Source organism: Mangrovibacter plantisponsor (genome assembly GCF_003182475.1).
GTDB lineage: Bacteria > Pseudomonadota > Gammaproteobacteria > Enterobacterales > Enterobacteriaceae > Mangrovibacter > Mangrovibacter plantisponsor.
In genome coordinates this window covers 165,684-187,942 of sequence record NZ_QGTS01000002.1, presented here as the reverse complement: position 1 = coordinate 187,942, position 22,259 = coordinate 165,684, and the positions used below count along the sequence as shown (strand labels likewise).

Genomic DNA, 22,259 nt, shown 5'->3' with positions numbered 1-22,259 from the left:
TTAAAACGTGACCATGTTTTACCATGACCACATTTATTTTTAATTCTTAACTCTCTGCCTGATTATATTCCTTAATAAAACCACGCCCCCCCCCAGACATCCACCTATAAAGATAGATATAATTAAAATAATGGCCTTTTTGGGGCTATCTCTGCGTATTGGCAAACTCGGTTTCATGATATACCTGAATGTTGAAATGACTCGATTGTCATTTTTTATAGATTCAACAGCCAATAAATTTTGTACTGCACTGTAATAATCTGAGCTCAAAGGTAATGGTGCTTCTTTGTAATTTTCAATCATAGCATTTAATGCATCTGAGCCTAGTGCAAACAATGTATCATCAGTTGTACCTGAAGAATTATCCAACTTTGGCGATTTTATTTTAGACTGTTCTGCAATAAGTAGAGCCTGATTCAATTGCTTCAAACGGTCATTTTTCTTCTCTTCGGCAATCCTTTCTAATGATTTTATTTCATCTTTTAACTCGTTAGTCCGTGAATTCACATTCGATGCCAAATCCCCATCAATATCTGTTACAATTTTACTATCAACCCTTTTTAAGTACTCAGTTAATTTTCCTTGTGCTTCATTTGCACTCTTTCCAACATATCTTATCTTAATTTGGTTAGGCTGGTCCTTGCTTACGCTTTCACTACTGATATCTTCTTTTTCTTCTAAGTTTTGCAATTGAATAGTTAATGCAGCAATCCCCCCTTGGAATCTATTAAAAAAATTCATCTGTATATCGCGCATTAAGGGTGCGTTATTTGGATAGAGAACATTTTCAGCCTGTGAATAAGCAGCAACTTGACCGGTATCTGGTAATGTAACAATAGCAACTGATGACCACTTCTGTGGTGCAAGAAACGCATAAATAAGCGCAAGCACAGCAAATGTGACAACAAAAATAGAGATTGTTTTTTTCCCTGCCCATAACTGCTGGATGATATCGATTAAATCGATTTGTTCAATTTGTGTTCGCTCATTACTGCCGGGAACTGCATTTGTATCTTTGCTCATCATTGCTTTTCAGCTCGCTTAAAAAAACACCAAATTTCTATGGGTGAGATCCTTCAGAACTGCACAGTAGACACCGATTAATTTAAAGAATCCATCAGGAAAATACTGAAAATAAACAACAGATAACAGTGTAGATATGATTTATAGATTATGCATGCAAAAAAGCCCGGCAAACCGGGCTTATCAGTAAAACGTATTACCTGGTGCGGATTAATCCAGCCATTCGGTATGGAAGATGCCGTCTTTATCAATACGTTTGTAGGTGTGCGCGCCAAAGTAATCACGCTGAGCCTGAATCAGGTTAGCTGGCAGTACTTCTGCACGGTAGCTGTCGTAGTAAGCAATTGCTGCAGAGAAAGTTGGGGTTGGAATACCGTTCTGCACTGCATAGGCCACTACATCGCGCAGCGCCTGCTGGTAGTCGTCTGCTGCTTTTTTGAAGTAAGGCGCCAGAAGCAGGTTAGCAATAGACGGGTTCTGTTCGTAGGCATCGGTAATTTTCTGCAGGAACTGGGCGCGAATAATGCAACCAGCGCGGAAAATTTTCGCGATTTCACCGTAATTCAGATCCCAGTTGTATTCTTCAGAAGCCGCACGCAACTGAGAGAAGCCCTGAGCATAAGAAACGATTTTACCCAAATACAGAGCACGGCGAACTTTCTCTGCAAATTCAGCTTTATCGCCACTGAAGGTTTTCGCCTGCGGGCCACTCAACACTTTAGAAGCAGCTACACGCTGTTCTTTCAGGGAAGAGATGTAACGGGCAAATACAGATTCAGTGATAAGAGACAGCGGTTCGCCCAGGTCCAGAGAGCTTTGGCTGGTCCATTTACCGGTACCTTTGTTTGCTGCTTCATCCAGAATGACATCTACCAGGTAGTTACCGTCTTCATCTTTTTTGGTGAAGATATCTTTTGTGATATCAATCAGGTAGCTGCTCAACTCGCCTTTGTTCCACTCAGTAAAGGTGGTGGCCAGCTCTTCGTTAGACAGGTTCAGGCCCTGTTTCAGCAGTGAATAGGCTTCAGCAATCAGCTGCATATCGCCGTATTCAATACCGTTGTGAACCATTTTCACATAGTGACCAGCGCCGTCTGCACCAATATAGGTGACGCAAGGCTCACCATCTTCGGCTACAGCAGCAATTTTGGTCAGAATAGGTGCTACCAGCTCATAGGCTTCTTTCTGGCCGCCAGGCATGATGGAAGGGCCTTTCAGCGCGCCTTCTTCACCACCAGACACACCAGTACCAATGAAGTTAAAGCCTTCAGCAGACAGTTCACGGTTACGGCGAATGGTGTCCTGGAAGAAGGTGTTACCACCATCAATAATGATGTCGCCTTTATCAAGGAACGGTTTCAAAGATTCGATAGCCGCATCTGTGCCAGCGCCAGCTTTAACCATCAACAGGATACGACGCGGAGTTTCCAGAGATTCAACGAACTCTTGCACGGTGTAATAAGGTGCCAGTTTTTTACCCGGGTTCTGGGCAATCACTTCCTCAGTTTTTTCACGTGAGCGGTTGAAAACGGAGACGGTATAACCACGGCTTTCAATGTTGAGCGCCAGGTTGCGCCCCATAACGGCCATACCGACCACGCCGATTTGTTGTTTGGACATTACAAACTCCTGTCAGGTGTGAATACCCGTGCGGTGTGTCTCCGCCGGGATTAAGTAAAAGTAATGTTAACTCAGGAATACCCCGAGCTGGTAGCAATAGATGCCACTTTAAAACGCACTGCGGGCTACCTGAACCCGCAGTAAAACTTCTGTCTAGTATGCGCCATCACGGTGGAGTACCACTTTCACCGTTTTAAATAAAATGGCGATATCATTCCACAGTGACCAATTTTTAACATACCAGGAATCAAAATAGACGCGGGTGTCGTAATCGACATCATTTCTGCCACTCACCTGCCACAACCCAGTCATCCCTGGCTTCGCCATCAGGTAGTAATCTACATCCTGATCATAGCGCTCAAGCTCTTCAGAAATGATAGGCCGCGGCCCCACCAGGCTCATTTCACCTTTAAGCACATTGAACAACTGAGGAAGCTCGTCCAGGCTGGTTTTGCGGATAAAATGCCCAACTTTAGTGATCCGTGGGTCGTTTTTCAGTTTGAAATCCCTGTCCCACTCTGCTTTCGCTTCTGGGTCATTCGCCAGTAAATTTTCCAGTACTTCCTGGGAGTTCATCACCATTGAGCGAAACTTGTAGCACGGGAAAAGCCTGCCATGCCGGCCAACACGCATGTGCCCATAAATAGCTGGCCCCCCATCGCGCTTAACCGCAAACCACAGATAGGCAAGCAGTGGCGATGCCAGGCAAATAATCAGCAATGAACACACAATATCGAAGGTTCTTTTCATAAAACGCGAGGTACGCTTCGCGAGGTTATTATGAATGCGTAGCAGCATGACTTCATGACTGAAAATAAACGACATATCTGTGTTATACAGTGGTAAGCCACGCAACGATGGAATCACCGTTACCGAACGGCAATGGTGCTTGGATAACTCGCGGATCCACTCCAGTGTTTTGTCACTGTTCTCCATTTCATACGCAACGATAAAATGGATGTCTCCGGTTTTTTTTACTTCCCATAACACGCCAGGATCTTTTTCTACAGGCAAACCATGCAGGGTATCTTCCAGGGCTTCCTGGTCGAAAAATGCCACCACATCAAACCCCAGCATTTCTTCACTTTGCAGGGCAAAGTAAGCTTCACTGGCATTTTTACCACACCCGAGGATGATGGTTTTCTTTTTCCATATACCTAATTTGTTAAGCAAATGCTTAGTTAATGACCGGAATAACGGAATCAATAGCACAGCAAAAGACCAGCAGAACACCCAGATATAACGGGAAAATTGCCATTTAGAAAATGCCACAACTGCCAGGTCAAAAATAGCGAAAATGACAATAGTCCTGACAATTTCTTTCAGCTCAAACCAGAACGGTTTACGGTATGAGTAATGGCGTAAGCGAATCCAGAACCAGGCTACACAGATAAACCCCATAAACGCATGAGTTAAGATCCGGATTTCTATTTGCGTGTCTGGAATAAACCGATATATATCGTTAAATATCCAGTATACACAGCCAATTGAAAGTAACAGCGCAAGATTAAAAAAGATAAAATCCGATGCGGCTAAAAACAACTTGCACAGGAACGGATTATATTTATTAAGAAAGTTTTCTGTATCCATGAATTTTCCGCTCTTTAACGCGGGTCGACATTAAACACCGGCATAGTTTCCCCTGCCGACTGGCAGTGTAAAAAATGGCGGGCCACGTCTATAGCCTCGCGAATAGTTACATCCATATCCAGATAACGATATGTACCAAGCCTGCCAACAAACGTAATAGACTCTAGCGACTGGGCCATATCCAGGTACTTATTCAGTAAAGACTTCTCTTTCACTAAACGAACAGGATAGTACGGGGTATCTTCCTCGCCACACAACCGGCTGTATTCTTTGTAACAGACCGTATTTTCATGAGATTCCCAGGGAGAAAAATACTTATGCTCTGTGATGCGTGTCCAGGGGACAGTTTCTTCACAGTAGTTCATTACCGCAGTGCCCTGGTAATCGCCTTTTGCAGAGAACTGCTCAAAATCCAACGTACGGTACCCCAGGCGACCTTCACTATAATTGAAGTAGCCATCTAACGGGCCAGAATAGAACACATGATCAAACTCAGAGGCCATAGCCTGCTCAAAAGCCGAGCTAAGTTTAACGGTGATATTGGGGTGATTCAGTATTGCTGCCACCATCTCTGTGTAGCCTTCTTTCGGCATACCCTGGTACTTGTGATTGAAATAGTTATCATTGTAGTTAAACCGAACTGGCAACCGTTTCAAAATACTGGCAGGTAATTCTGTTGGATGGCAACCCCACTGTTTCAGCGTGTACCCTTTGAAGAAGGCTTCATACAGATCTTTACCGATCATGCTGATAGCCTGTTCTTCAAAATTCTGCGGGTCTGTAATGGTTTTATCCGCCAGCTGCTCAATAAAGGCTTTTGCTTCTGCCGGGCTCAGTGTCTGCCTGAAAAACTGATTTATAGTATGGAGGTTAACCGGTAGAGAATAGACCGCACCGTTATAAACCGCTTTAACCCGGTTGGTGTATGGCATAAATTCACTGTACTGGTTCACAAACTCCCATACTTCTTGATCATCTGTATGGAAAATATGCGGACCATAAACATGCAACATCACCTGAGTTTGTTCGTCGCGCTCGGAGTGGCAGTTACCCGCGATATGGTCACGTTTATCAAAAACGACAGATTTAATCCCTTGCTCCGCAAGAAGACGTGCGATGACTGCCCCAGAAATGCCTGCACCGACAATAGCTACCTTCATTTTTTTCCCCAGAAGTGACGTTTTAATAAACCGATACCTTTTAAAAACAAATTTTCACCATCTATGTTAACAACTGGTAAATACTTAATTTTCAATGAATCTTTATGGTGATGCAGCCAAACATTAAACAATCTTTCTGCCATAAAACCGAACACTCGTTTCTGGTATGTATCATAGTTCTGGTAATCAATTTTCTGTTCCAACGCAAATAACACAGGGAAAAGCCAACTAAAATACTGATCAATCAAAGCCTTCTTACAAACAAACATATTATAAAGACTGATTTTAGTGCCATTCATTATTTTATCAAAATCAGCCAGATAATCTGAGTGTTGTAATGCTATTTCATTTCTCAGCTGATCATAGTCTGACTGATGGTGAGCATGAATATAGTGACTTTTTATAGATGTAATAAAGTAATTACGCGGTTTTGCCACCAGAATATCATTCTGTTCAAGATGCCCCAGCAGTTCGTCTCCTGAAGCAATGGGTTTACCTTTTACTGTTAACTCACGTCTTTGTGATGAAAAGTAACGCCGATAATGAGCCAAACCGACGATATCATCTTGCGAGTTTTTCCAAATCCAATAAACTGCAGTCAGTTCACAAAATGAAGTGTTCAGCTGTGAAATATTATCATTACTATGATCTGATAGCGCATCCTCAGATATTTTCTCTCCATCTCCTACTTGAATAGGTAGAAAAGACCAGTCAGATGGGAATAAGTATTTTTTATGGCTAACAACATAAATCTTCATCTAATATACCAAGCGGAAGAATGAAAAATATTAATCAACATCTATAATAAGCTACAATACAGGAGGATAATCCGTCCGTGAATAAAACATATCTGGACAGACAGATGCTTTGTTTAAATATTCATTTGAGAAGATAAATTCCGTTACTGATACAGGTGCATTGAATACTTTAGCATTTATTTTTTTGTATGCATTCCCATATAAAGCATCAAGCTCGGGAGTACTATAAAACAAAACAGTAGCGTGAAGATATGAAGCTTCAAATGCCAATGTAGAAAATGGTGAGATCAGCACATCCTGAGATTTAATCCCTTCCAAAAATTCGTAGTTTGGTCTGTCATCAATAGAAACATTATCATCTATACTATATGACGTATAATCACGCGGATGTTTTCTTATAACCAACTCTAAGTTTCGGCTTTTAAACTCTTTAATTAACTCATTAAGAAACAAGCATTGACTCTCTGCTGCTTCAGGGCACGAATGTGAAGCAAATGCTTGAGTAACAAAATATATCACTCTACTATTTTTAGCACGAACCGTAGATTTAAGGTCTAACAACCACAGTGGAGGAATTCCGAAAATTCGCTCTTCAGACACATCACGTTCAAGTAAAAACTTTTTATTCACCTCACTCACTGTGAATATTTTATCACATTGAAAATTCCCTATTTTTTTTATTACCTTTGACTTCCTTAGCATAAGAAAAAGCTTATCAGAATAACCTTTAAAATTCGAAGAATCTGCAAACAAACCACGTAAATAGCTATAATGCTTTACTTTATTAAACAAACATAAAGATATCAGCCTATGTTTTAGCATTGGATAGCCGGAGAAAAGAATACCAGGTTTAAACCTTAGAACAGCATAAAATAATATCAATAGCTGTTTTATTTTATTTAAAGCACGTGGATTCACGGATGAATATTTTAAGCCAACATACGAATCATGCTCAGACGGATAAATAGACTCAGGACAGCAAATAAATATATTGTTATTACTTACGTTATTGATCTTCAGGAACTTTAATATTTCTAGCAACTCTTCTTTAACTTCACAGTCCACAATATATTTCACTTTCATTCCTTTTTACTCTGGCAATCATTATTTTTTTTATAAAAAGAAGGAGCAATGATGTAAATAAAACACTTAAACTCACGCCAACACCTTCAAAATAAATGGCCATGATATATTGAAGGATTATACAAAAAATAAATGATAATCCGGTAGAAATCACAATCAACCAATCTTTACCTCTCGCATAAAGCTCATAATGATATACAAGCCCATAGCAATAAAAAAAAGAAGAAGTCAAAAGTATGTAAAATATCCCTATATGCTCAATGAAATCATTTTTCCCTAAAACTTTGCAAACAAAAGGCATGCATAAAGACAGAACAACCATTATTGATATGCCAATAGATATTATTTTCTTTTTAAAGCTAATTATACTAGTTATATATTTTTCTACGTTTTTATTCTGAAATGATTCAACAATAAGAGGGTAGTAATGCATGATAACGGCAGCATCAACAAAAGCTATAAGTGCATTCGCTATATTACTATAGAATGAATAAACAGCTAACACAGATGTTGTTGATGTAAACTTCAATATATACCTATCACTTATGTATATTCCACGAAGCATTAATGTAGCACAGAGAAGCGGAATGGCGATTTTTACTCCTTTATAAACCCATGCCCAATCAATTTTACATCGCAGCGAAGACCAATTAACACGAGTAAATACAGGCATAAACATTACTATAGCTATAATATTCGCAGAAAACCACATAACTAGCATTACTTTAATTGAATAATCTGCATGTAAATAACTGTATGCCATGTATAAATATATCCATAGCGATGAGCGAATGAATAACTGGAGATTTGCTTTAAACGGATTTTTAGATAAGACCAGAACTCTCATTAACTCCTGTGACAAATGTTCAGATATTAATGTTATAAAGAATAGAGGTAAAATAGTAAATGGCAAAACCCCCGCAAAAAAGAAAATAAGCACTACAGGAATTGTAGCAAAATACATTAATAGATAGAATGTGAACTGGTTATATAAATAAGAAGCACTTAATTCAAACCCTGCTTTGAGGATCTCTCGTGAAGAATAGGTATAAAAATCAAAACCCAATATATATAATAAATAAGAAACTGTAACAGTAATTAATGAGTAAAGAGCCAGAACATCATATGAACTAAATTTTGCCAAGAAAGTTATAAATATAAACTTACTTGCTAGCGTCGCACCTCTAACACCAACCATCAATAAAGAACGATTAAATAAGATATTTTTCGCTTTTATATCTAACATTAATTACAAGCCAGTATTTATATTTCCAAATTGACATCCATGTCAAGTTAGAAAAATTACTCAACTAATCCAAAACTCATTGGAGTACCGAATTTAATATCTTCACGAGCAGTTTTACCGATAATATCATCGTAATACTTCGGTGCTAATCCGTTGCCAGGGCGAATGCTCCGTACATTTTCAGGTGTAAATTTTTCACCTTTTTTGATATCACTGACAACATACAGTGAGCGCCGAAACTTCACGTTTCCTTTTTCACTTTCTTTCTTGGCGTAGTTCACCTGCCCTAATGCAGTCCACGCCACTTTTGCATCCCGACATAGCGCATTCAATTCATTAGGCTCAAGAGAAAAACTATCGTCAGGACCACCACCATTTCTATCGAGAGTCACATGTTTTTCAATAACACATGCTCCAAGCACAACAGATGCAATAGCAGTTGTATTATCTATTGTATGGTCTGACAGGCCAGTAATAACATTAAATCGCTTTGCCATATCTGAAATAGTTGCCAGATTATAATCCTCAGCAGGAGCCGGGTAACCACTTACACAATGTAATACAACAAGTTCTTTGCACCCACCCTCTTTAGCTGCATTAACAGCTTCTGCTATTTCCTGCTCATCGGCCATACCGGTAGAGATAATCATTGGTTTGCCAGTTTTAGCAACATATTTAATAAGAGGTAAATCGATTGCTTCGAAAGAGGCAATCTTATAAGCAGGTGCATTTAATTCTTCAAGTAGGTCAACAGCAGTAAAATCAAACGGGCTACTGAAAATAGTAATCCCCAGTTCTTTAGCTTTATCAAAGAGTGGCTTATGCCACTCCCATGGCATCTGAGCGCCTTTATATAAATTATATAAAGTCTGACCATCCCATAATCCGCCATGAATTTGAAAATCTTCCGTATCACAATCTATTGTGATTGTATCAGCTCGATAAGTCTGTAACTTAATAGCATCAGCGCCTGCCGCCTTAGCTGCCTCCATTATTTGGAAAGCACGATTAATATCACCATTATGATTTGCCGATAATTCAGCAATAATATATGGCGAATAATTTCTACCAATCTTACGCCCATCAATAGTTATAAAATCACTCATTACTCTTTCTCACTAATATATTCACTGGATGAGATTTTTTTAAATCCAATGCTATTAAATAGCTTATGTGATGTATGATTTTCAGGTAATACAGTTGCTAACACTGAAAAATCCGTATGCAACATCAACGCGCGTTTAATTGCTGCAGTAGCAACACCTTTACCATGGCTTTTTGTCGTCAAGAATATTGATATTTCGTGGGTAGCACTTATATGTTGTACAGGGTCAAGTCTAAGTACCCCACATGCTCCATCATGGTCAATAATGTAGAATACAGATTCTGCATTACTCAACCTGTCTTTCATCCACGAGACATGATTTACATATTCAGGAATTTCTGGATTACGGGCAAAACGGCGGGTTTGAGGTTCACACTGGAGTTGATATACAAAATCGATATCATCCTCCGTTGCTAAACGCAACGTAACATTATGACCATCTTTTGCTGGCTGAGGAATTATTTCCTGTACATCTCTCATGATTCCCAGACCATCACAGATATTCATTGCCAGGATGCGCTGCTCTTGATAATTCATAATGAGGCTTTCTATGGCACTACATAATTCTGCCTGGCTGAAAGTATTTGCATCCAAAACGATTGCACCCTCATTTAACAAGTTTTGTGCAATCGTCCTTTGATTATTTGCGATGGCAATATTTACTGCGGGTTGAGCCATTGAACAGCGTTCCCATGTAGTCCCCCCCAAGGCACCAATAGAGCAATCATGCTCAAGCATGAGTTCTGCCATATTTGTAACGTTACTCAGCACATCAATATTATATTTTGATTTTTGAGCCTGAAATCGTATTTTCGTAGCATGAGGGCATGCAATCCCAAGTATAACTGTAATTTTGGTAAAATTTGTAAAATCAGCCAGTTCAAGGTAATCAAGAATCTTCCCAGTGACATCTTGTGCATCGACCCCCCCCATTGTTATCATTAGTGTTTGAGGTTTATTTAACAGTGATTTCTTATTAATCGACTGTTTCCTCAATTTTTGAAATGAAGGGTTGATTAATGCATACTGAGTCCCTGTCAATACTTTGCAATTATTTTCAGTTAGCAGGCTATATTCATCAGCTTGACGCTTATAAGTTTGATCAATTAACAAATCACATCTATGTTTTCGATTGCATAAATCGTCAATAACAACCAGGCGAGTAGTAGGGAAATATTGCTTCACTATCCTTTCCCATTCTTCATCAAGTGAATAATGATCAACAATAATTATGTCTGGCTTCTTTATTTCTTTATTTATTAATGAGATGAAGTCTTGTGCATCATCCGACTGATTACCACCTAACCATGATTTTTCATCTATAACATAATCATTAGAATGAACAGGGGCAGCAATCACCTTGAAATCGAAACCACCTTGACCAATTTTCTCTATTATATTTCCACTATGCCCTTTGGATATAAATGTACACTGCGCACCCAACTTATTCAGTGATTTGGCTAAGCTCAGGCATCGCATAATGTGCCCAGAGCCTATTGAAAAAGATGAGTCAACTCGCAGACAGACATTCATTTTTGAACTCCATAGCTTTAAATAGCCATTCGGCTACTCGCCAATCTTCTGGCGTATCAATATCCTGCACACGTTCACGTAGCAGTTCGATTGAATATGATTTTGTACTAAATATTGGTTTCTCGTCTATCCATGCTTGAGACGAGCCCCAGTAAAATTGTCCCGCATCGTGCCAAGACTCCTCCAGGTCCTGAGAACGGACATTGAACATATCTGGAGAGAACATACTGATACGCTGCTCGTCACTTACTTTTATTGCTCGCTGTATGGGATAAGGATACCGAGTGACTGTAAATGCATAATCTGCATTATGTTCCTTCAATGTTTCCAGTCCTTTTAAAATATCCTCTGGGAGAATAAACGGAGCGGTAGCATAAATGCAGCAGACATACTCAGCTTTACTACCGTTACTTGCTATCCATTCAGTAGCATGGCGAATCACAGGAATCGTGCCTGCATAATCATTTGCCAGTTCTTCTGGGCGCATAAACGGCACTTCCACACCATATTAACGAGCGACATCTGCAATTTCTTCATCATCCGTTGAAACAATGATTCGATCAAAGACGCCGCTTTGCTTAGCGGCGTCAATGGACCAGGCAATCATCGGTTTCCCACAGAATGGTTTAATATTTTTCCGCGGTATACGCTTGCTTCCCCCTCTTGCGGGGATGATTGCCACATTCTTTTAGAAAAACTCCCGGATGCAATCCACTACATAATCCTGGTCGGCCTCTGTCAATGTAGCGTACAAAGGCAGGCTCAGAGCTCGTGAATAGTAGGCTTCAGCTTCAGGGTAATCACCAGGCTTACAACCCAATTCCTGATAATATGGTTGAGTGTGTACGGGAATGTAGTGCACATTCACGCCAATCCCTTTACTGCGCATGAAGTCAAAAAGAGCTTGCCGTTTTGCTGCATCTTTAACCTGAACAGGATAGAGATGCAAAGCACTATGGCCTGATTTAGCCTGAGCAGGCGTAGTGACAGGCAGGCCAGCAAGTAATTCGTCATAACGTTTTGCCAGCTTATGGCGTGTAGCAACGAACTCATCAATACGCTTTAACTGACTGACACCTAATGCAGCCTGAAGCTCAGTCATGCGGTAATTCAGCCCCAGCTCAACTTGCTGGTAATACCATGCACCATCCGCTTCATGAGTCATGCGTTTTGGATCACGTGTAATCCCGTGGCTGCGGTAAGACTGCAGTTTCTCTGCCAGTTCAGCATTGTTAGTCAATGCCATACCACCTTCGGCAGTAGTGATAATTTTTACTGGGTGAAAACTCAAAATCGAAATATCAGCATACTTTGAGCAGCCAATCTTCGTGTCGAGATAATTACCACCAATAGCATGTGAAGCATCTTCAATAACAAAGAACCCATACTCTTTGGAAAGCGCATGAATTTCAGCCATCTCACATGATTGCCCGGCAAAAGCTACAGGAACAACAATTTTAGGTAAATTTCCGGCTGCTTTCGCTGTCTTTAACTTATCTTTAAGCGCATCCACGCTCATGTTGTAGGTATCTTTATCGATATCAACAAAGCTTACATTGGCACCACAGTAGCGGCCACAGTTAGCTGATGCGACGAAAGTATTTGGTGTTGTCCACAGCCAGTCACCGCTTTCCAGGCCGAGCGCCATACAAGCAATATGCAATGCGGATGTCGCACTATTTACGGCCACAGCATGCTCTACGCCAACGTAGTCAGCAATTGCCTTTTCAAATGCGGGCACATTTGGCCCTTGCGTCAGAAAATCTGATTTTAATACCGCAACTACAGCAGCAATATCCTCATCAGAGATATCCTGGCGACCGTAAGGAATATTTTTCATTAAATATTACCTACTTTGTCCTTATTCACTTCCACCCACTGGCGCAGTTCGTCAATGCTCATCCATTCACTGTTGCTGTCACTTTCATAGATGAACCCTTCCGGCACTTTCTTACCATCTTTGATACGTTCTGGCGTGTTGTACCAGTCGTGAATTGCAGGCAAAATTTTGAAGTGTTCCGGGTATTCATACGTGTAATGAGCATCTTCTGCACTGATCATTTGTTCGTGCAGTTTTTCACCAGGGCGAATACCAATAATTTCTTGTTTGGCATCAGGTGCAATGGAGGTTGCAACGTCGGTTACTTTCATTGACGGAATTTTTTTCACATAAATTTCGCCGCCAACCATATCTTCGAAAGCATGCCACACCAATTCAACACCTTGTTCAAGGGTGATCATAAAGCGAGTCATACGGTCATCAGTGATAGGTAAAACACCTTTATCTTTGATCGACAAGAAGAAAGGAATAACCGAACCACGAGAGCCCATTACGTTACCGTAGCGAACAACAGCAAAGCGAGTTCCATGTGCGCCGGAATAGGAGTTACCAGCAACAAACAATTTGTCGGAAGCCAGCTTGGTTGCGCCATAGAGGTTTGCCGGACTACTTGCTTTGTCAGTAGAAAGGGCAACAACACGTTCAATACCTTTATCAATACATGCGTCAATAACGTTCATTGCGCCATTGATATTGGTTTTAACACATTCAAACGGGTTGTACTCTGCGGTTGGAACAATCTTTGTTGCTGCTGCATGTACGACAAAATCAACACCATCTAATGCACGATACAGACGATCCTTATCACGCACATCACCAATAAAGAAGCGAATACGTTCTTCATTTTTAAAATGCTTCGCCATCTCCCATTGTTTCATTTCATCACGGGAATAGATGATGATTTTCTTGGGGTTGTATTTGCTGAGAGTCATTCGAACAAATTTGTTCCCAAATGAGCCAGTACCACCAGTAACAAGTATTGTTTTATTATCGAACATTGATTCCACCAATGAATTATTACGCATTGAAAAAGATCAGGCTCCAGAGTGAAGCACAATCGTTTTCATTATCCAGATAGCGATTTGCATTACAACAGCATATAGCAAACCACGCTACCGCCCCTGGCTCTACAGCTACCAGTGCACTGCTATCATCAAATTATCTTGCTATACAAAGCAAAAAAGCGAAGGACCACTCAAGTCTGGCAGACCGGTGGTCACTTCGCATCATCAATTTTTACTAACTGTCTGGTTCCATAGATGTCAGGAATTCGTTTCCAACATCTTCTTAATACTATCGCGGAACTTCTGCCCTTCTTTCAGGTTACGCAGGCCATAGTTCACAAACGCCTGCATATAGCCCATTTTCTTGCCGCAGTCGTAGCTTTCGCCTGTCATCAGGGTGGCTTCAACCGGCTGGGTTTGGTTCAGTTCGGCAATGGCGTCGGTAAGCTGGATACGGCCCCAGGCACCGGGTTGTGTACGGGCCAGAATAGGCCAGATATCTGCAGAGAGCACATAGCGCCCAACGGCCATCAGGTCTGATTCCATTACCTGGGGTTCGTCTGGTTTCTCGATAAAGTCCACAATACGGCTAACTTTACCTTCGTTTTCCAGCGGCTCTTCGGTTTTGATAATGGAATACTGCGATAAATCGCCGTCCATACGTTTCGCCAGCACCTGGCTGCGGCCGTGCTCATTGAAGCGGGCAATCATGGCAGCAAGGTTGTAGCGCAACGGGTCTGCACTGGCGTTATCAATCACTACGTCTGGCAGAACTACCACAAACGGGTTGTCGCCGATGGTTGGGTGTGCACACATAATGGAATGGCCCAGCCCAAGCGGCTGCGCCTGGCGAACGTTCATAATCGTTACGCCTGGCGGGCAAATAGACTGAACTTCAGCAAGCAACTGGCGTTTAACACGCTGTTCCAGCAGGGCTTCAAGCTCATAGGAAGTATCGAAGTGGTTTTCTACGGCATTCTTAGAGGAATGGGTAACCAGAACAATCTCTTTGATCCCTGCGGCCACAATTTCATCGACAATGTACTGAATCATGGGTTTGTCGACGATGGGTAGCATTTCTTTAGGAATTGCCTTGGTGGCTGGCAGCATTGCCATTCCCAAACCGGCTACCGGAATAACGGCCTTCAAATTACTCATGTTCACTCCCACCTCACTGGTTGAGGAATTATAGTCCTTTGGCACTCTCGCGCCAGCACGTTTTGTTAACAGTGCCTGGCTCGCCATATTAGCGCCCGGCACAATCGAAATAAATTGAAAAGTTTGCTTTTCGGCATTATCCGTACAGGGCATAACCATTTGTCAGGATATCTGTACCGAAAAATAACAAGCTCTACGCACCATGGCGCGGTAGTGCAAAATTCAGTTGTTTGGTGTTTACATGCACCTGGTCAATGCGGTCGATATCCACCGAAGCGGTGCCATGGGTATCGACCGCATGCACGTTTGCCATAGATAACAGCGTGTCTTCCCGCGCTGAAAAGTGCCCGCGCACATCTTTACGTAAATCGAAATGCAATTTTAATGCCGGGCCGTCTGCCCGGTCGCGCACCACGTTGATATCGCGCAAAAACAGGTGCTGCGGCTTGTTATGCAATTCAATCCCGGCCTGTTGAATATTCAGGTTGGTGATTGCCACAAACGAAGTATCGTTGCCGGAAGAAATTTGAATGCCGCGCAGCGGAAGTTTTGCCTGGCGGTTATCCAGCCGCACGTCATTCAGTTTGAAATTCTGTGGAATAGATAAATATTTGCCGCGCACAGTACCGTAACCAATCAGCATACCTGCGCTATTCACCATATCTATGTTATCTATCACAAAATCATCACAACCATAAATAGCGACGGTGGCGTTATCAATCCCTGCCTTGCGGCTGAACAACGGGCTGATGTTGCGCGCTTTCACATTGCGAATCACAAAGTGTTTGCCGTTTTCCACATGCACTAACTGGCGGCAGTTACTACCGGTAATATTCGCCACTACAAAGCGTTTTACTGTTTGGCTTTCCGGGTAGTTGTTGTCGTAGGTACTGCCCGCAAGCCCAATGCCAATGCCCCAGTTAATTTTGCCGTTGGTGCAGTTAATGTTGTCGATAACATGGTCGGAAATCAGAATATCGCTGTCGTTAATCGCAACATTCCATTCCACGGCATCGCCCTGCAAGTCGTTAAACCGGCAGTTGGTAATGCGCACGCCAGTCATCTGGTTATGGAACCCCTGGCGCAGAATAGCGTAGTTGGCGTGGTGAACATGCAGGTTATCTATGGTGAGGTCACTCATCTTGCCGGGGTTACGCCCGCCAATATAAATCTGCATTACCGGGCCGAAGCCGGTCATTTCCAGGCCGGTGATTTTGTTACCCGAGCCACGCACATCCAGAATAATATTGTGCAAATGCCCGCCGTTTTGCCCTGTTACATGGCAGCCATCCTGCAACACAAACCGGCCTTTGCCATTGCCTTTAATTTCACCGCTCACTAACAGCTTTTTATTGGCGGGGATAAACACCGCGCTGTTGAAGCCGTCGCAGGTGAGCCCGGCCGGCACTTCCACTACATCGGCCGCAGCGAATGCCTGTTTAAAGGCCTCCGGCCAGTTGCTCTGGTAGAAGTTTTTGACACTTACAGTAGACGGGCCCGCGGCGCAGGCATAACGGGAAAGTAGCGGTAAGGAAGCCAGTGCTGCGCCGGTCTGGATTAACCGGCGGCGGGAAAGCGTTGATTTAAGTACAGGCATAAATCCTCAGTTTCGGTTTACAGCGTTTGAAGCAGGTCGGCGAGCTGCCGGTAAATACGCTGCTGGTTAAACTCACCTTCCACTTTGGCACGGGCGCGGGCCAGTACCGGCCGCAGTTCCTCTTCACCTACATGGGCAAAGGCCTGCAGCCTGTCGGCCAGGGCTTCGGCATCGTGCTCCGGCACCAGCCAGCCAGATTCACCGGATTCAATCAGTTCAGGAATACCGCTGTGCAGGGTAGAGACCACCGGGATCCCTACTGCCATGGCTTCCATTAATGCCACCGGGATCCCTTCCATGTCGCCGTCCGCGCCGGTCACGGAGGGCAATAAAAACAAGTCTGCTTCATCCAGCATGGCTTTCACTTCATGGCTGGGTTTAAACCCGGGCATAAAGACCTGGTCGTCCAGCTGGAATTGTTCAATCAGGGTTTTCAGGCGGCGTTCCCACGGGCCAATGCCCAAAATGTGGTAGCGAAACGGCACACCGCGCGCTTTCAGAATGCGGCAGGCTTCAATGGCAACGTGCAACCCTTTTTTCTCAGTAAGCCGGGCCACAGAAACAATAGATAACGGCGTGCCAGGTACTTTCAGTGGGCGGCGGGTGAATTTCTCCATATCCACGCCCATGCGGGAAACTGTGATTTTGTCTGGCGGGCAGCCCATATCTTTCAGGCGGCTGGCCCACAGCTCGCTAATAGGCAGCATCATGTCGCCACGGTTAAACAGTTGCTGGTATTCCGGGGTGTAATGTTGCAGCACTTCACGGTGGGAAATATCAATGCCGTGGAACACAGTGGCGATTTTGCCGCGCAGCGCACCCAGTTCACGCAGTTTGGCGGCACTGACACCCGCCGGGCCAAAGTGGGCGATAAACACATCCGCTGTGACGGGTTCAGGCAAGCCACCGCACACTGCAGACAAAATCAGGTTGCGGGCCTCGTTACCGTAGCGCTTCATGTTCAGCGCCCGCCAGGTGCTGGCTCGCCCCAGGCCTTTCAGGGTTTGTGACAGCCGGTATTTCATTTTGGCTCCGCGCCCTTCGGGTTCATCCAGCAGGTAGTGGGTTTTCGCCGCCAGGTTGTACTGGGTGTAAGCGGTGTGGGTGTTTTTGGTGTCTCCCTTCGCCAGGGAGACAATTTCTACCTCGTAGCCCATTTCAATAAAGGCGACGATTTGGTTGAGTACAAAAGTTTCCGAAGCAAGGGGAAACTTCAGCAGAAAGAAGCAAACTTTCATGGCTATTTGGCCTCCAGCACCCGCTCAATGACGCTTTTCACCATGGCCATTCCACTGGCGCGTTCGGCATCCACTGCCGGTTTAAGACGGGCATTCAGGGAATCGAGCTGGCCCAGGGTATCTGCCACTAACCCGGCCAGTGAGCCATCCAGCAACTGGCGAATGTCTATGGCCATTTCTGGCAGGCCCAGTTGCTGCATAATGCCGGCGGATTTGTGTTCGTAGTTGATGGCAATTGCCGGTGTGCCAAAGTTCATGGAGATAATGGCGGAGTGCAGGCGCGTGCCCACCGTCAGTGAACAGGCTGCAAGGATTTTGCCCATTTCCAGGTCATTCAGTTCATCCATAACCACATGGTAGTTTTCTGGCTGGTTCACATAAGCCGCCAGTTTCAGCGCCACCATGCGGTCGTCTTTGTTGTAACTGTCGATACCGGTACAGGTAGACAACGCCACCACCTGGTAGCCCTGGTCAATAATGCGGTTTACCACAGTGGCGAACGCCTGCTCGTAGGCTTGCTGGGTGGTGCCCAGGCGTTTGTCGAACGGGGCCAGTTCACGCAGCGTTACGGCAACTGTGGGCTTTTTGGCGATGGTATCCAGCCAGTGCTGCACCGCGTAACTGGGGGCAAAGCTGTCAACCTGGTGGTCCACCAGCCAGGCGGTATCCACCCCGGCTTCCACTTTGCGGGTATCAATGTTGCTTTGCTTCATCAGATCCAGGCTAACGGATTCACGCAAAATAAGCGCGTCACAGTGGCCGAACACATAGCTTGCCAGTTGGTTGAACTGCGGGTCCTGGAACGGGCCCACACTGTGCCCAATCATATACACGGGCTTTTTCGCCATCAGGCTGCACAGCGCGTGTTCAAACTGGGGAACACCGTACAAATCGACAAAGAACGAGCCGCCCACCTGAATAATGGCGTCGTACTCTTTAAGCGCACCAACAAAATCGGTAAACCCGCGCGGCAGCGTGATGTTGCGCATACGCCCGGTGTTGGTCACTTTTGCCAGTAACACCTGGTGCTGGTAACGGCGGCGCAATACTTTCTTCACCCGCCCTACCAGGCCGCTGGCGTTCAGGTGTTGTTTCATTTGTTTGTACAGTGGGTCGCCCATTACTGGCCTGTCCAGCAACCATGCGGAACTGACAGGGTAACGGCTCATGACATCCACATCGGCCTGGGGCGCAATGGTGGCAATGGCATCAATAAGGCCACGTAAAATGGCACTGTCGCCACGGTTGCCGCAGGTGTGATTGCCAAGAATCAGTAATTTCATACAGACCTCTTAATGGGGTTCTTCCGTTCAGCATCGGGGTGTCCTCACCCCGCCCGTAAACCGGGAACATGCTTAAAGTAAAAAATCAGGGAAATCAGCCAGGTGAGCAGCTCGCCTGCGTTACTGTGCCCGCAATAATGTTTTCAGGCGCTCATTGCGGCAAAACTGCCGTTTCAGCTCCACCACCAGCGGGTTACGCGAAATCACCAGTGTGGCAATAAACGCCAGCACACCCGCCGCAACCTGGGTAGTGAACACCACACCCAGTGCAGCATGGCCGTGCATTGCCAGCCCCAGGGCGTAGCTCACCACAATGGTGGGCAAAGACAGGTAGAACGGCAGCCAGATACTCAGGGCATACTCTTTGTAGCTGGAGCCCAGCACCGGTTTGATCATCACGAAGTAGCTCAGCACCGTGTTAATGATTTGCACCAGTAAAAAGCCCAGAGTTACCCCCAGCGCGCCGCCCGTCATGCCGCCAACAATAATGGCCGGAATAAACAGAAAAGTTTTGAATACGTTGAATTTAAAGCTGATATCCACGCGGGCTTTCGCCATCAACAAAGAGCCAATAGGGTTACCAATCGCCCGTAACAGACCCACAATGCACAACAGTTGCAAAATCGGGGTAATGAACGCCCATTTCTCACCGAACACCAGCGGTACAAAAGTGCCGGAAACCACCATCAACCCCAGCAGTGCCGGGAAGTTAATAATCCCCACTACCGAGAGCAGCTTGTAGAAATTGACCCGCAGTTTTTCCGTGTCGTCCTGGATTTTGGCAAATGCCGGGAACAGTACGCGGGTAATAATCGGGTTCAGTTTCATGGGTGGCACAACCGCCACGTTGTACGCCAGGTTGTAGCCCCCGGCCACGCTGGCACCCAGAATACGCGCCAGCACCAAAGTGGAAAGGTTGGTGTTCAGGTAGTTGATAACGCTGTCTGCCGTGAGCCAGGCGCCAAATTTAATATTCGCCGAAACCGATTTCAGGGAGAACATCAGCCCCGGGCGGTAAATTTTGCGGCCAAGAATACCAAACAGGGTGGTGCGCACCGTGGTGTTCACCAGGTAGCCCCAGATGGCGGTCATTGCCACTGGCCAGTAATGGGCGCTCACCACAGTGAAAGTGAACCCGGAAAGCACCGAGAACGATTCCACCGCGCCAATCTTGCTGAATTCCAGCTCTTTTTGCATCAAAGCGCGGAACTGCTGGCCGTGAGGGATTATCACAAAGGCTACAGACAGCGTTTGGATCAACGGCGCCAGGTCCGGGTTATGCAGCACCCCGGCAATCACGTGGCTCAGTGAAAACACCGCCACGCACACCACAATACCAATGCTCACATTCAGCCAGTAGAGCGTGGTCAGTTCTAACTGGCTGATGTCTTTGCGCTGAATAATCGAGTTGGCGATACCAAAGTCAGAGAGCGTATCCGCCAGGGCGATAATCACCAGGGAAATGGTCAGCAAACCAAACTGGTGGTTATCAATTATCCGCGCCAGCACGGTCATCTGAATCAGCCCCAGGCTGATAATGGTCAGCGTGGAGATAGCGGACCATTTGGCTCCGCTGATGGTTCTCTCTCTCAGGCTCATTAGTAGGCCGCCTTATTCACAAAGCCCTTGAACACAGTGAGAAAAACAATTTTGATGTCCAGCCAGAGGCTCCACTCGCGGATATACTCCAGGTCGAACTCAATACGTTTTTCCATTTTTTCCAGGGTGTCGGTTTCCCCACGCCAGCCATTAATTTGCGCCCAGCCGGTAATGCCAGGTTTCACTTTATGGCGCAGCATGTAGCCTTCAATCAGGCTGCGGTACTGTTCGTTGTGCGCCACAGCATGGGGGCGCGGGCCAACAATCGACATACCACCGGTCAGCACGTTAATAAACTGCGGCAGTTCGTCCAGTGAGGTACGGCGCAGGAAGCTGCCCACACGGGTTACGCGCGGGTCACTGCGGGTGGCCTGGGTAACCACACTGTCGTTTTCCATGACGCGCATCGAGCGGAATTTCCACACTTTGATGGGTTTGCCGTCCATGCCGTAACGGGTCTGGCGGAAGATAATCGGCCCCGGTGAGCTCAGTTTCACCGCGGCGGCAATGCAGCACAGCACAGGCGAAATCAGCAGCAAAATAAAGGCCGACAGGCAGATGTCTTCAATGCGTTTAATCACGCTGTTCACCCCATTGAGCGGGGTATCGAATACCGAAACTACCGGCACGCCGTTTACGTCAATGGTGCGTGAATGCAGGATGTTAAACGTGAACACATCCGGGATAACCATAACGGAACAGGTGGTGTCTGCCAGTTGGTGAACCAGCTCTTTGAGTTGCACTTCATCTTTCATTGCCATGGCAATGTAGACGTTGTGAATCTTGCCAGCTTTGGCGTCTTCCACCAGTTGGTCCAGGGTGCCTGCCCAGCGGTCTGGTACCCCGCCCGGCTCCGGGTCGTGGTATACGCCCACTACATCAAACCCCATCCAGGGCTCGTTGCAGAAGGTTTCCACCAGCGACAACCCGGCAGGCATTGCGCCTGCGACGGCCACGCGGCGGGTGTTGTACCCACGGTTACGCAGGAAACCGGCACCATAACGAATGGCGGCCCGGCAAATAACCAGCCCCATCGCGCCCAGCACATACCAGCTTAAATACACACTGAAGGTGCCGCCAAAATCGTTACTGAATGCCAGTAAACCGGCACTGAAAATAATGCTGAGGGTCCAGTTCTGTAACAGCAGCCCGATCTCAGTGCCAAAGCGCACACCACGCCAGGAGCGGTAAAAGTCGGTAATTCCCCCAACCATTTGGAAAACGACCAGGGTAACCAGTGCCATCAGCAAATGCATATAAAAGAAAGGCAGCGCAAAAAGTTTACAGATAGCCCATAAGCCAACAAACATGATGGTGATATCTGAAAAACGCTGCACCATAGAGATCAACGATGCGTTCGTTTTTATACGGTCGCGTTTTGTGAGACTTGTCATCGTTTTACCTGTCTGCGCAGAAGCGCGC

General features: G+C 45.1%; 19 protein-coding genes. All 19 read right to left on the bottom strand.

Features of this window, described 5'->3' with window-relative positions; genetic code table 11:
* Positions 1–39: 39 nt before the first annotated feature.
* Positions 40–1,026: an LPS O-antigen chain length determinant protein WzzB gene (wzzB, locus tag DES37_RS03490; RefSeq protein WP_110024856.1), complete on the bottom strand. Its 987-nt coding sequence runs from the start codon at positions 1,024–1,026 to the stop codon at positions 40–42.
* Between the two features lie 207 nt (positions 1,027–1,233).
* Positions 1,234–2,643 carry an NADP-dependent phosphogluconate dehydrogenase gene (gene gndA / locus DES37_RS03485; protein ID WP_036115118.1) on the bottom strand — a complete coding sequence of 470 codons (1,410 nt, stop codon included), beginning with the start codon at positions 2,641–2,643 and terminating at the stop codon, positions 1,234–1,236.
* A 153-nt stretch (positions 2,644–2,796) separates the two neighbouring features.
* Complete coding sequence (locus DES37_RS03480) at positions 2,797–4,233, bottom strand: undecaprenyl-phosphate galactose phosphotransferase (protein WP_110024855.1); 1,437 nt, start codon at positions 4,231–4,233, stop codon at positions 2,797–2,799.
* Between the two features lie 14 nt (positions 4,234–4,247).
* On the bottom strand, positions 4,248–5,393 hold the full coding sequence (gene glf, locus DES37_RS03475; RefSeq protein ID WP_110024854.1) for a UDP-galactopyranose mutase: 1,146 nt from the start codon (positions 5,391–5,393) through the stop codon (positions 4,248–4,250).
* A complete protein-coding gene (locus DES37_RS03470; protein ID WP_110024853.1) occupies positions 5,390–6,151 on the bottom strand; it encodes a DUF4422 domain-containing protein in 762 nt (253 codons plus the stop codon). Before DES37_RS03470 ends, glf begins: the two co-directional genes overlap by 4 nt.
* Before the next feature lie 51 nt (positions 6,152–6,202).
* Complete coding sequence (locus tag DES37_RS03465) at positions 6,203–7,228, bottom strand: hypothetical protein (protein WP_110024852.1); 1,026 nt, start codon at positions 7,226–7,228, stop codon at positions 6,203–6,205.
* Positions 7,206–8,480, bottom strand: coding sequence for a lipopolysaccharide biosynthesis protein (locus tag DES37_RS03460; RefSeq protein WP_110024851.1), 1,275 nt, complete (start codon positions 8,478–8,480; stop codon positions 7,206–7,208). Before DES37_RS03460 ends, DES37_RS03465 begins: the two co-directional genes overlap by 23 nt.
* Positions 8,481–8,536: 56 nt before the next feature.
* A complete protein-coding gene (gene pseI / locus DES37_RS03455; RefSeq protein WP_110024850.1) occupies positions 8,537–9,586 on the bottom strand; it encodes a pseudaminic acid synthase in 1,050 nt (349 codons plus the stop codon).
* Positions 9,586–11,118 (bottom strand): UDP-2,4-diacetamido-2,4,6-trideoxy-beta-L-altropyranose hydrolase, encoded by a 1,533-nt coding sequence (pseG, locus tag DES37_RS03450; protein WP_110024849.1) that lies wholly within the window; start codon positions 11,116–11,118, stop codon positions 9,586–9,588. Before pseG ends, pseI begins: the two co-directional genes overlap by 1 nt.
* Complete coding sequence (gene pseF / locus DES37_RS03445; RefSeq protein WP_342768389.1) at positions 11,096–11,614, bottom strand: pseudaminic acid cytidylyltransferase; 519 nt, start codon at positions 11,612–11,614, stop codon at positions 11,096–11,098. The genes pseG and pseF overlap by 23 nt, the downstream gene beginning before the upstream one ends.
* A gap of 12 nt (positions 11,615–11,626) precedes the next feature.
* Positions 11,627–11,800 carry an acylneuraminate cytidylyltransferase family protein gene (locus DES37_RS26100; RefSeq protein ID WP_342768388.1) on the bottom strand — a complete coding sequence of 58 codons (174 nt, stop codon included), beginning with the start codon at positions 11,798–11,800 and terminating at the stop codon, positions 11,627–11,629.
* A gap of 6 nt (positions 11,801–11,806) precedes the next feature.
* A complete protein-coding gene (gene pseC / locus DES37_RS03440) occupies positions 11,807–12,958 on the bottom strand; it encodes a UDP-4-amino-4,6-dideoxy-N-acetyl-beta-L-altrosamine transaminase (RefSeq protein ID WP_110024848.1) in 1,152 nt (383 codons plus the stop codon).
* Positions 12,958–13,956, bottom strand: a complete 999-nt coding sequence (gene pseB / locus DES37_RS03435; protein WP_110025053.1) for a UDP-N-acetylglucosamine 4,6-dehydratase (inverting) — start codon at positions 13,954–13,956, stop codon at positions 12,958–12,960. Before pseB ends, pseC begins: the two co-directional genes overlap by 1 nt.
* A 264-nt stretch (positions 13,957–14,220) precedes the next feature.
* The gene (gene galF, locus DES37_RS03430) at positions 14,221–15,120 is read right to left on the bottom strand and encodes a UTP--glucose-1-phosphate uridylyltransferase GalF (RefSeq protein WP_110025052.1); all 900 of its coding nucleotides are present in this window, start codon (positions 15,118–15,120) and stop codon (positions 14,221–14,223) included.
* A 193-nt stretch (positions 15,121–15,313) separates the two neighbouring features.
* Positions 15,314–16,717, bottom strand: a complete 1,404-nt coding sequence (gene wcaM, locus DES37_RS03425; RefSeq protein WP_110024847.1) for a colanic acid biosynthesis protein WcaM — start codon at positions 16,715–16,717, stop codon at positions 15,314–15,316.
* 17 nt (positions 16,718–16,734) lie between these two features.
* Positions 16,735–17,955, bottom strand: coding sequence for a colanic acid biosynthesis glycosyltransferase WcaL (wcaL, locus tag DES37_RS03420; protein ID WP_110024846.1), 1,221 nt, complete (start codon positions 17,953–17,955; stop codon positions 16,735–16,737).
* A 2-nt stretch (positions 17,956–17,957) separates the two neighbouring features.
* Positions 17,958–19,238, bottom strand: coding sequence for a colanic acid biosynthesis pyruvyl transferase WcaK (gene wcaK / locus DES37_RS03415; RefSeq protein WP_110024845.1), 1,281 nt, complete (start codon positions 19,236–19,238; stop codon positions 17,958–17,960).
* A 120-nt stretch (positions 19,239–19,358) separates the two neighbouring features.
* Positions 19,359–20,837, bottom strand: a complete 1,479-nt coding sequence (locus tag DES37_RS03410) for an MOP flippase family protein (RefSeq protein ID WP_110024844.1) — start codon at positions 20,835–20,837, stop codon at positions 19,359–19,361.
* Positions 20,837–22,231: an undecaprenyl-phosphate glucose phosphotransferase gene (gene wcaJ / locus DES37_RS03405; protein WP_110025051.1), complete on the bottom strand. Its 1,395-nt coding sequence runs from the start codon at positions 22,229–22,231 to the stop codon at positions 20,837–20,839. The genes DES37_RS03410 and wcaJ overlap by 1 nt, the downstream gene beginning before the upstream one ends.
* Between the last annotated feature and the right edge of the window lie 28 nt (positions 22,232–22,259).

Bases quoted from the DNA above. Each gene is read 5' to 3' on its own strand.
- wzzB (WP_110024856.1), bottom strand. From the start codon at position 1,026: ATGATGAGCAAAGATACAAATGCAGTTCCCGGCAGTAATGAGCGAACA.
- gndA (WP_036115118.1), bottom strand. From the start codon at position 2,643: ATGTCCAAACAACAAATCGGCGTGGTCGGTATGGCCGTTATGGGGCGC.
- DES37_RS03480 (WP_110024855.1), bottom strand. From the start codon at position 4,233: ATGGATACAGAAAACTTTCTTAATAAATATAATCCGTTCCTGTGCAAG.
- glf (WP_110024854.1), bottom strand. From the start codon at position 5,393: ATGAAGGTAGCTATTGTCGGTGCAGGCATTTCTGGGGCAGTCATCGCA.
- DES37_RS03470 (WP_110024853.1), bottom strand. From the start codon at position 6,151: ATGAAGATTTATGTTGTTAGCCATAAAAAATACTTATTCCCATCTGAC.
- DES37_RS03460 (WP_110024851.1), bottom strand. From the start codon at position 8,480: ATGTTAGATATAAAAGCGAAAAATATCTTATTTAATCGTTCTTTATTG.
- pseI (WP_110024850.1), bottom strand. From the start codon at position 9,586: ATGAGTGATTTTATAACTATTGATGGGCGTAAGATTGGTAGAAATTAT.
- pseG (WP_110024849.1), bottom strand. From the start codon at position 11,118: ATGAATGTCTGTCTGCGAGTTGACTCATCTTTTTCAATAGGCTCTGGG.
- pseC (WP_110024848.1), bottom strand. From the start codon at position 12,958: ATGAAAAATATTCCTTACGGTCGCCAGGATATCTCTGATGAGGATATT.
- pseB (WP_110025053.1), bottom strand. From the start codon at position 13,956: ATGTTCGATAATAAAACAATACTTGTTACTGGTGGTACTGGCTCATTT.
- galF (WP_110025052.1), bottom strand. From the start codon at position 15,120: ATGAGTAATTTGAAGGCCGTTATTCCGGTAGCCGGTTTGGGAATGGCA.
- wcaM (WP_110024847.1), bottom strand. From the start codon at position 16,717: ATGCCTGTACTTAAATCAACGCTTTCCCGCCGCCGGTTAATCCAGACC.
- wcaL (WP_110024846.1), bottom strand. From the start codon at position 17,955: ATGAAAGTTTGCTTCTTTCTGCTGAAGTTTCCCCTTGCTTCGGAAACT.
- wcaK (WP_110024845.1), bottom strand. From the start codon at position 19,238: ATGAAATTACTGATTCTTGGCAATCACACCTGCGGCAACCGTGGCGAC.
- DES37_RS03410 (WP_110024844.1), bottom strand. From the start codon at position 20,837: ATGAGCCTGAGAGAGAGAACCATCAGCGGAGCCAAATGGTCCGCTATC.
- wcaJ (WP_110025051.1), bottom strand. From the start codon at position 22,231: ATGACAAGTCTCACAAAACGCGACCGTATAAAAACGAACGCATCGTTG.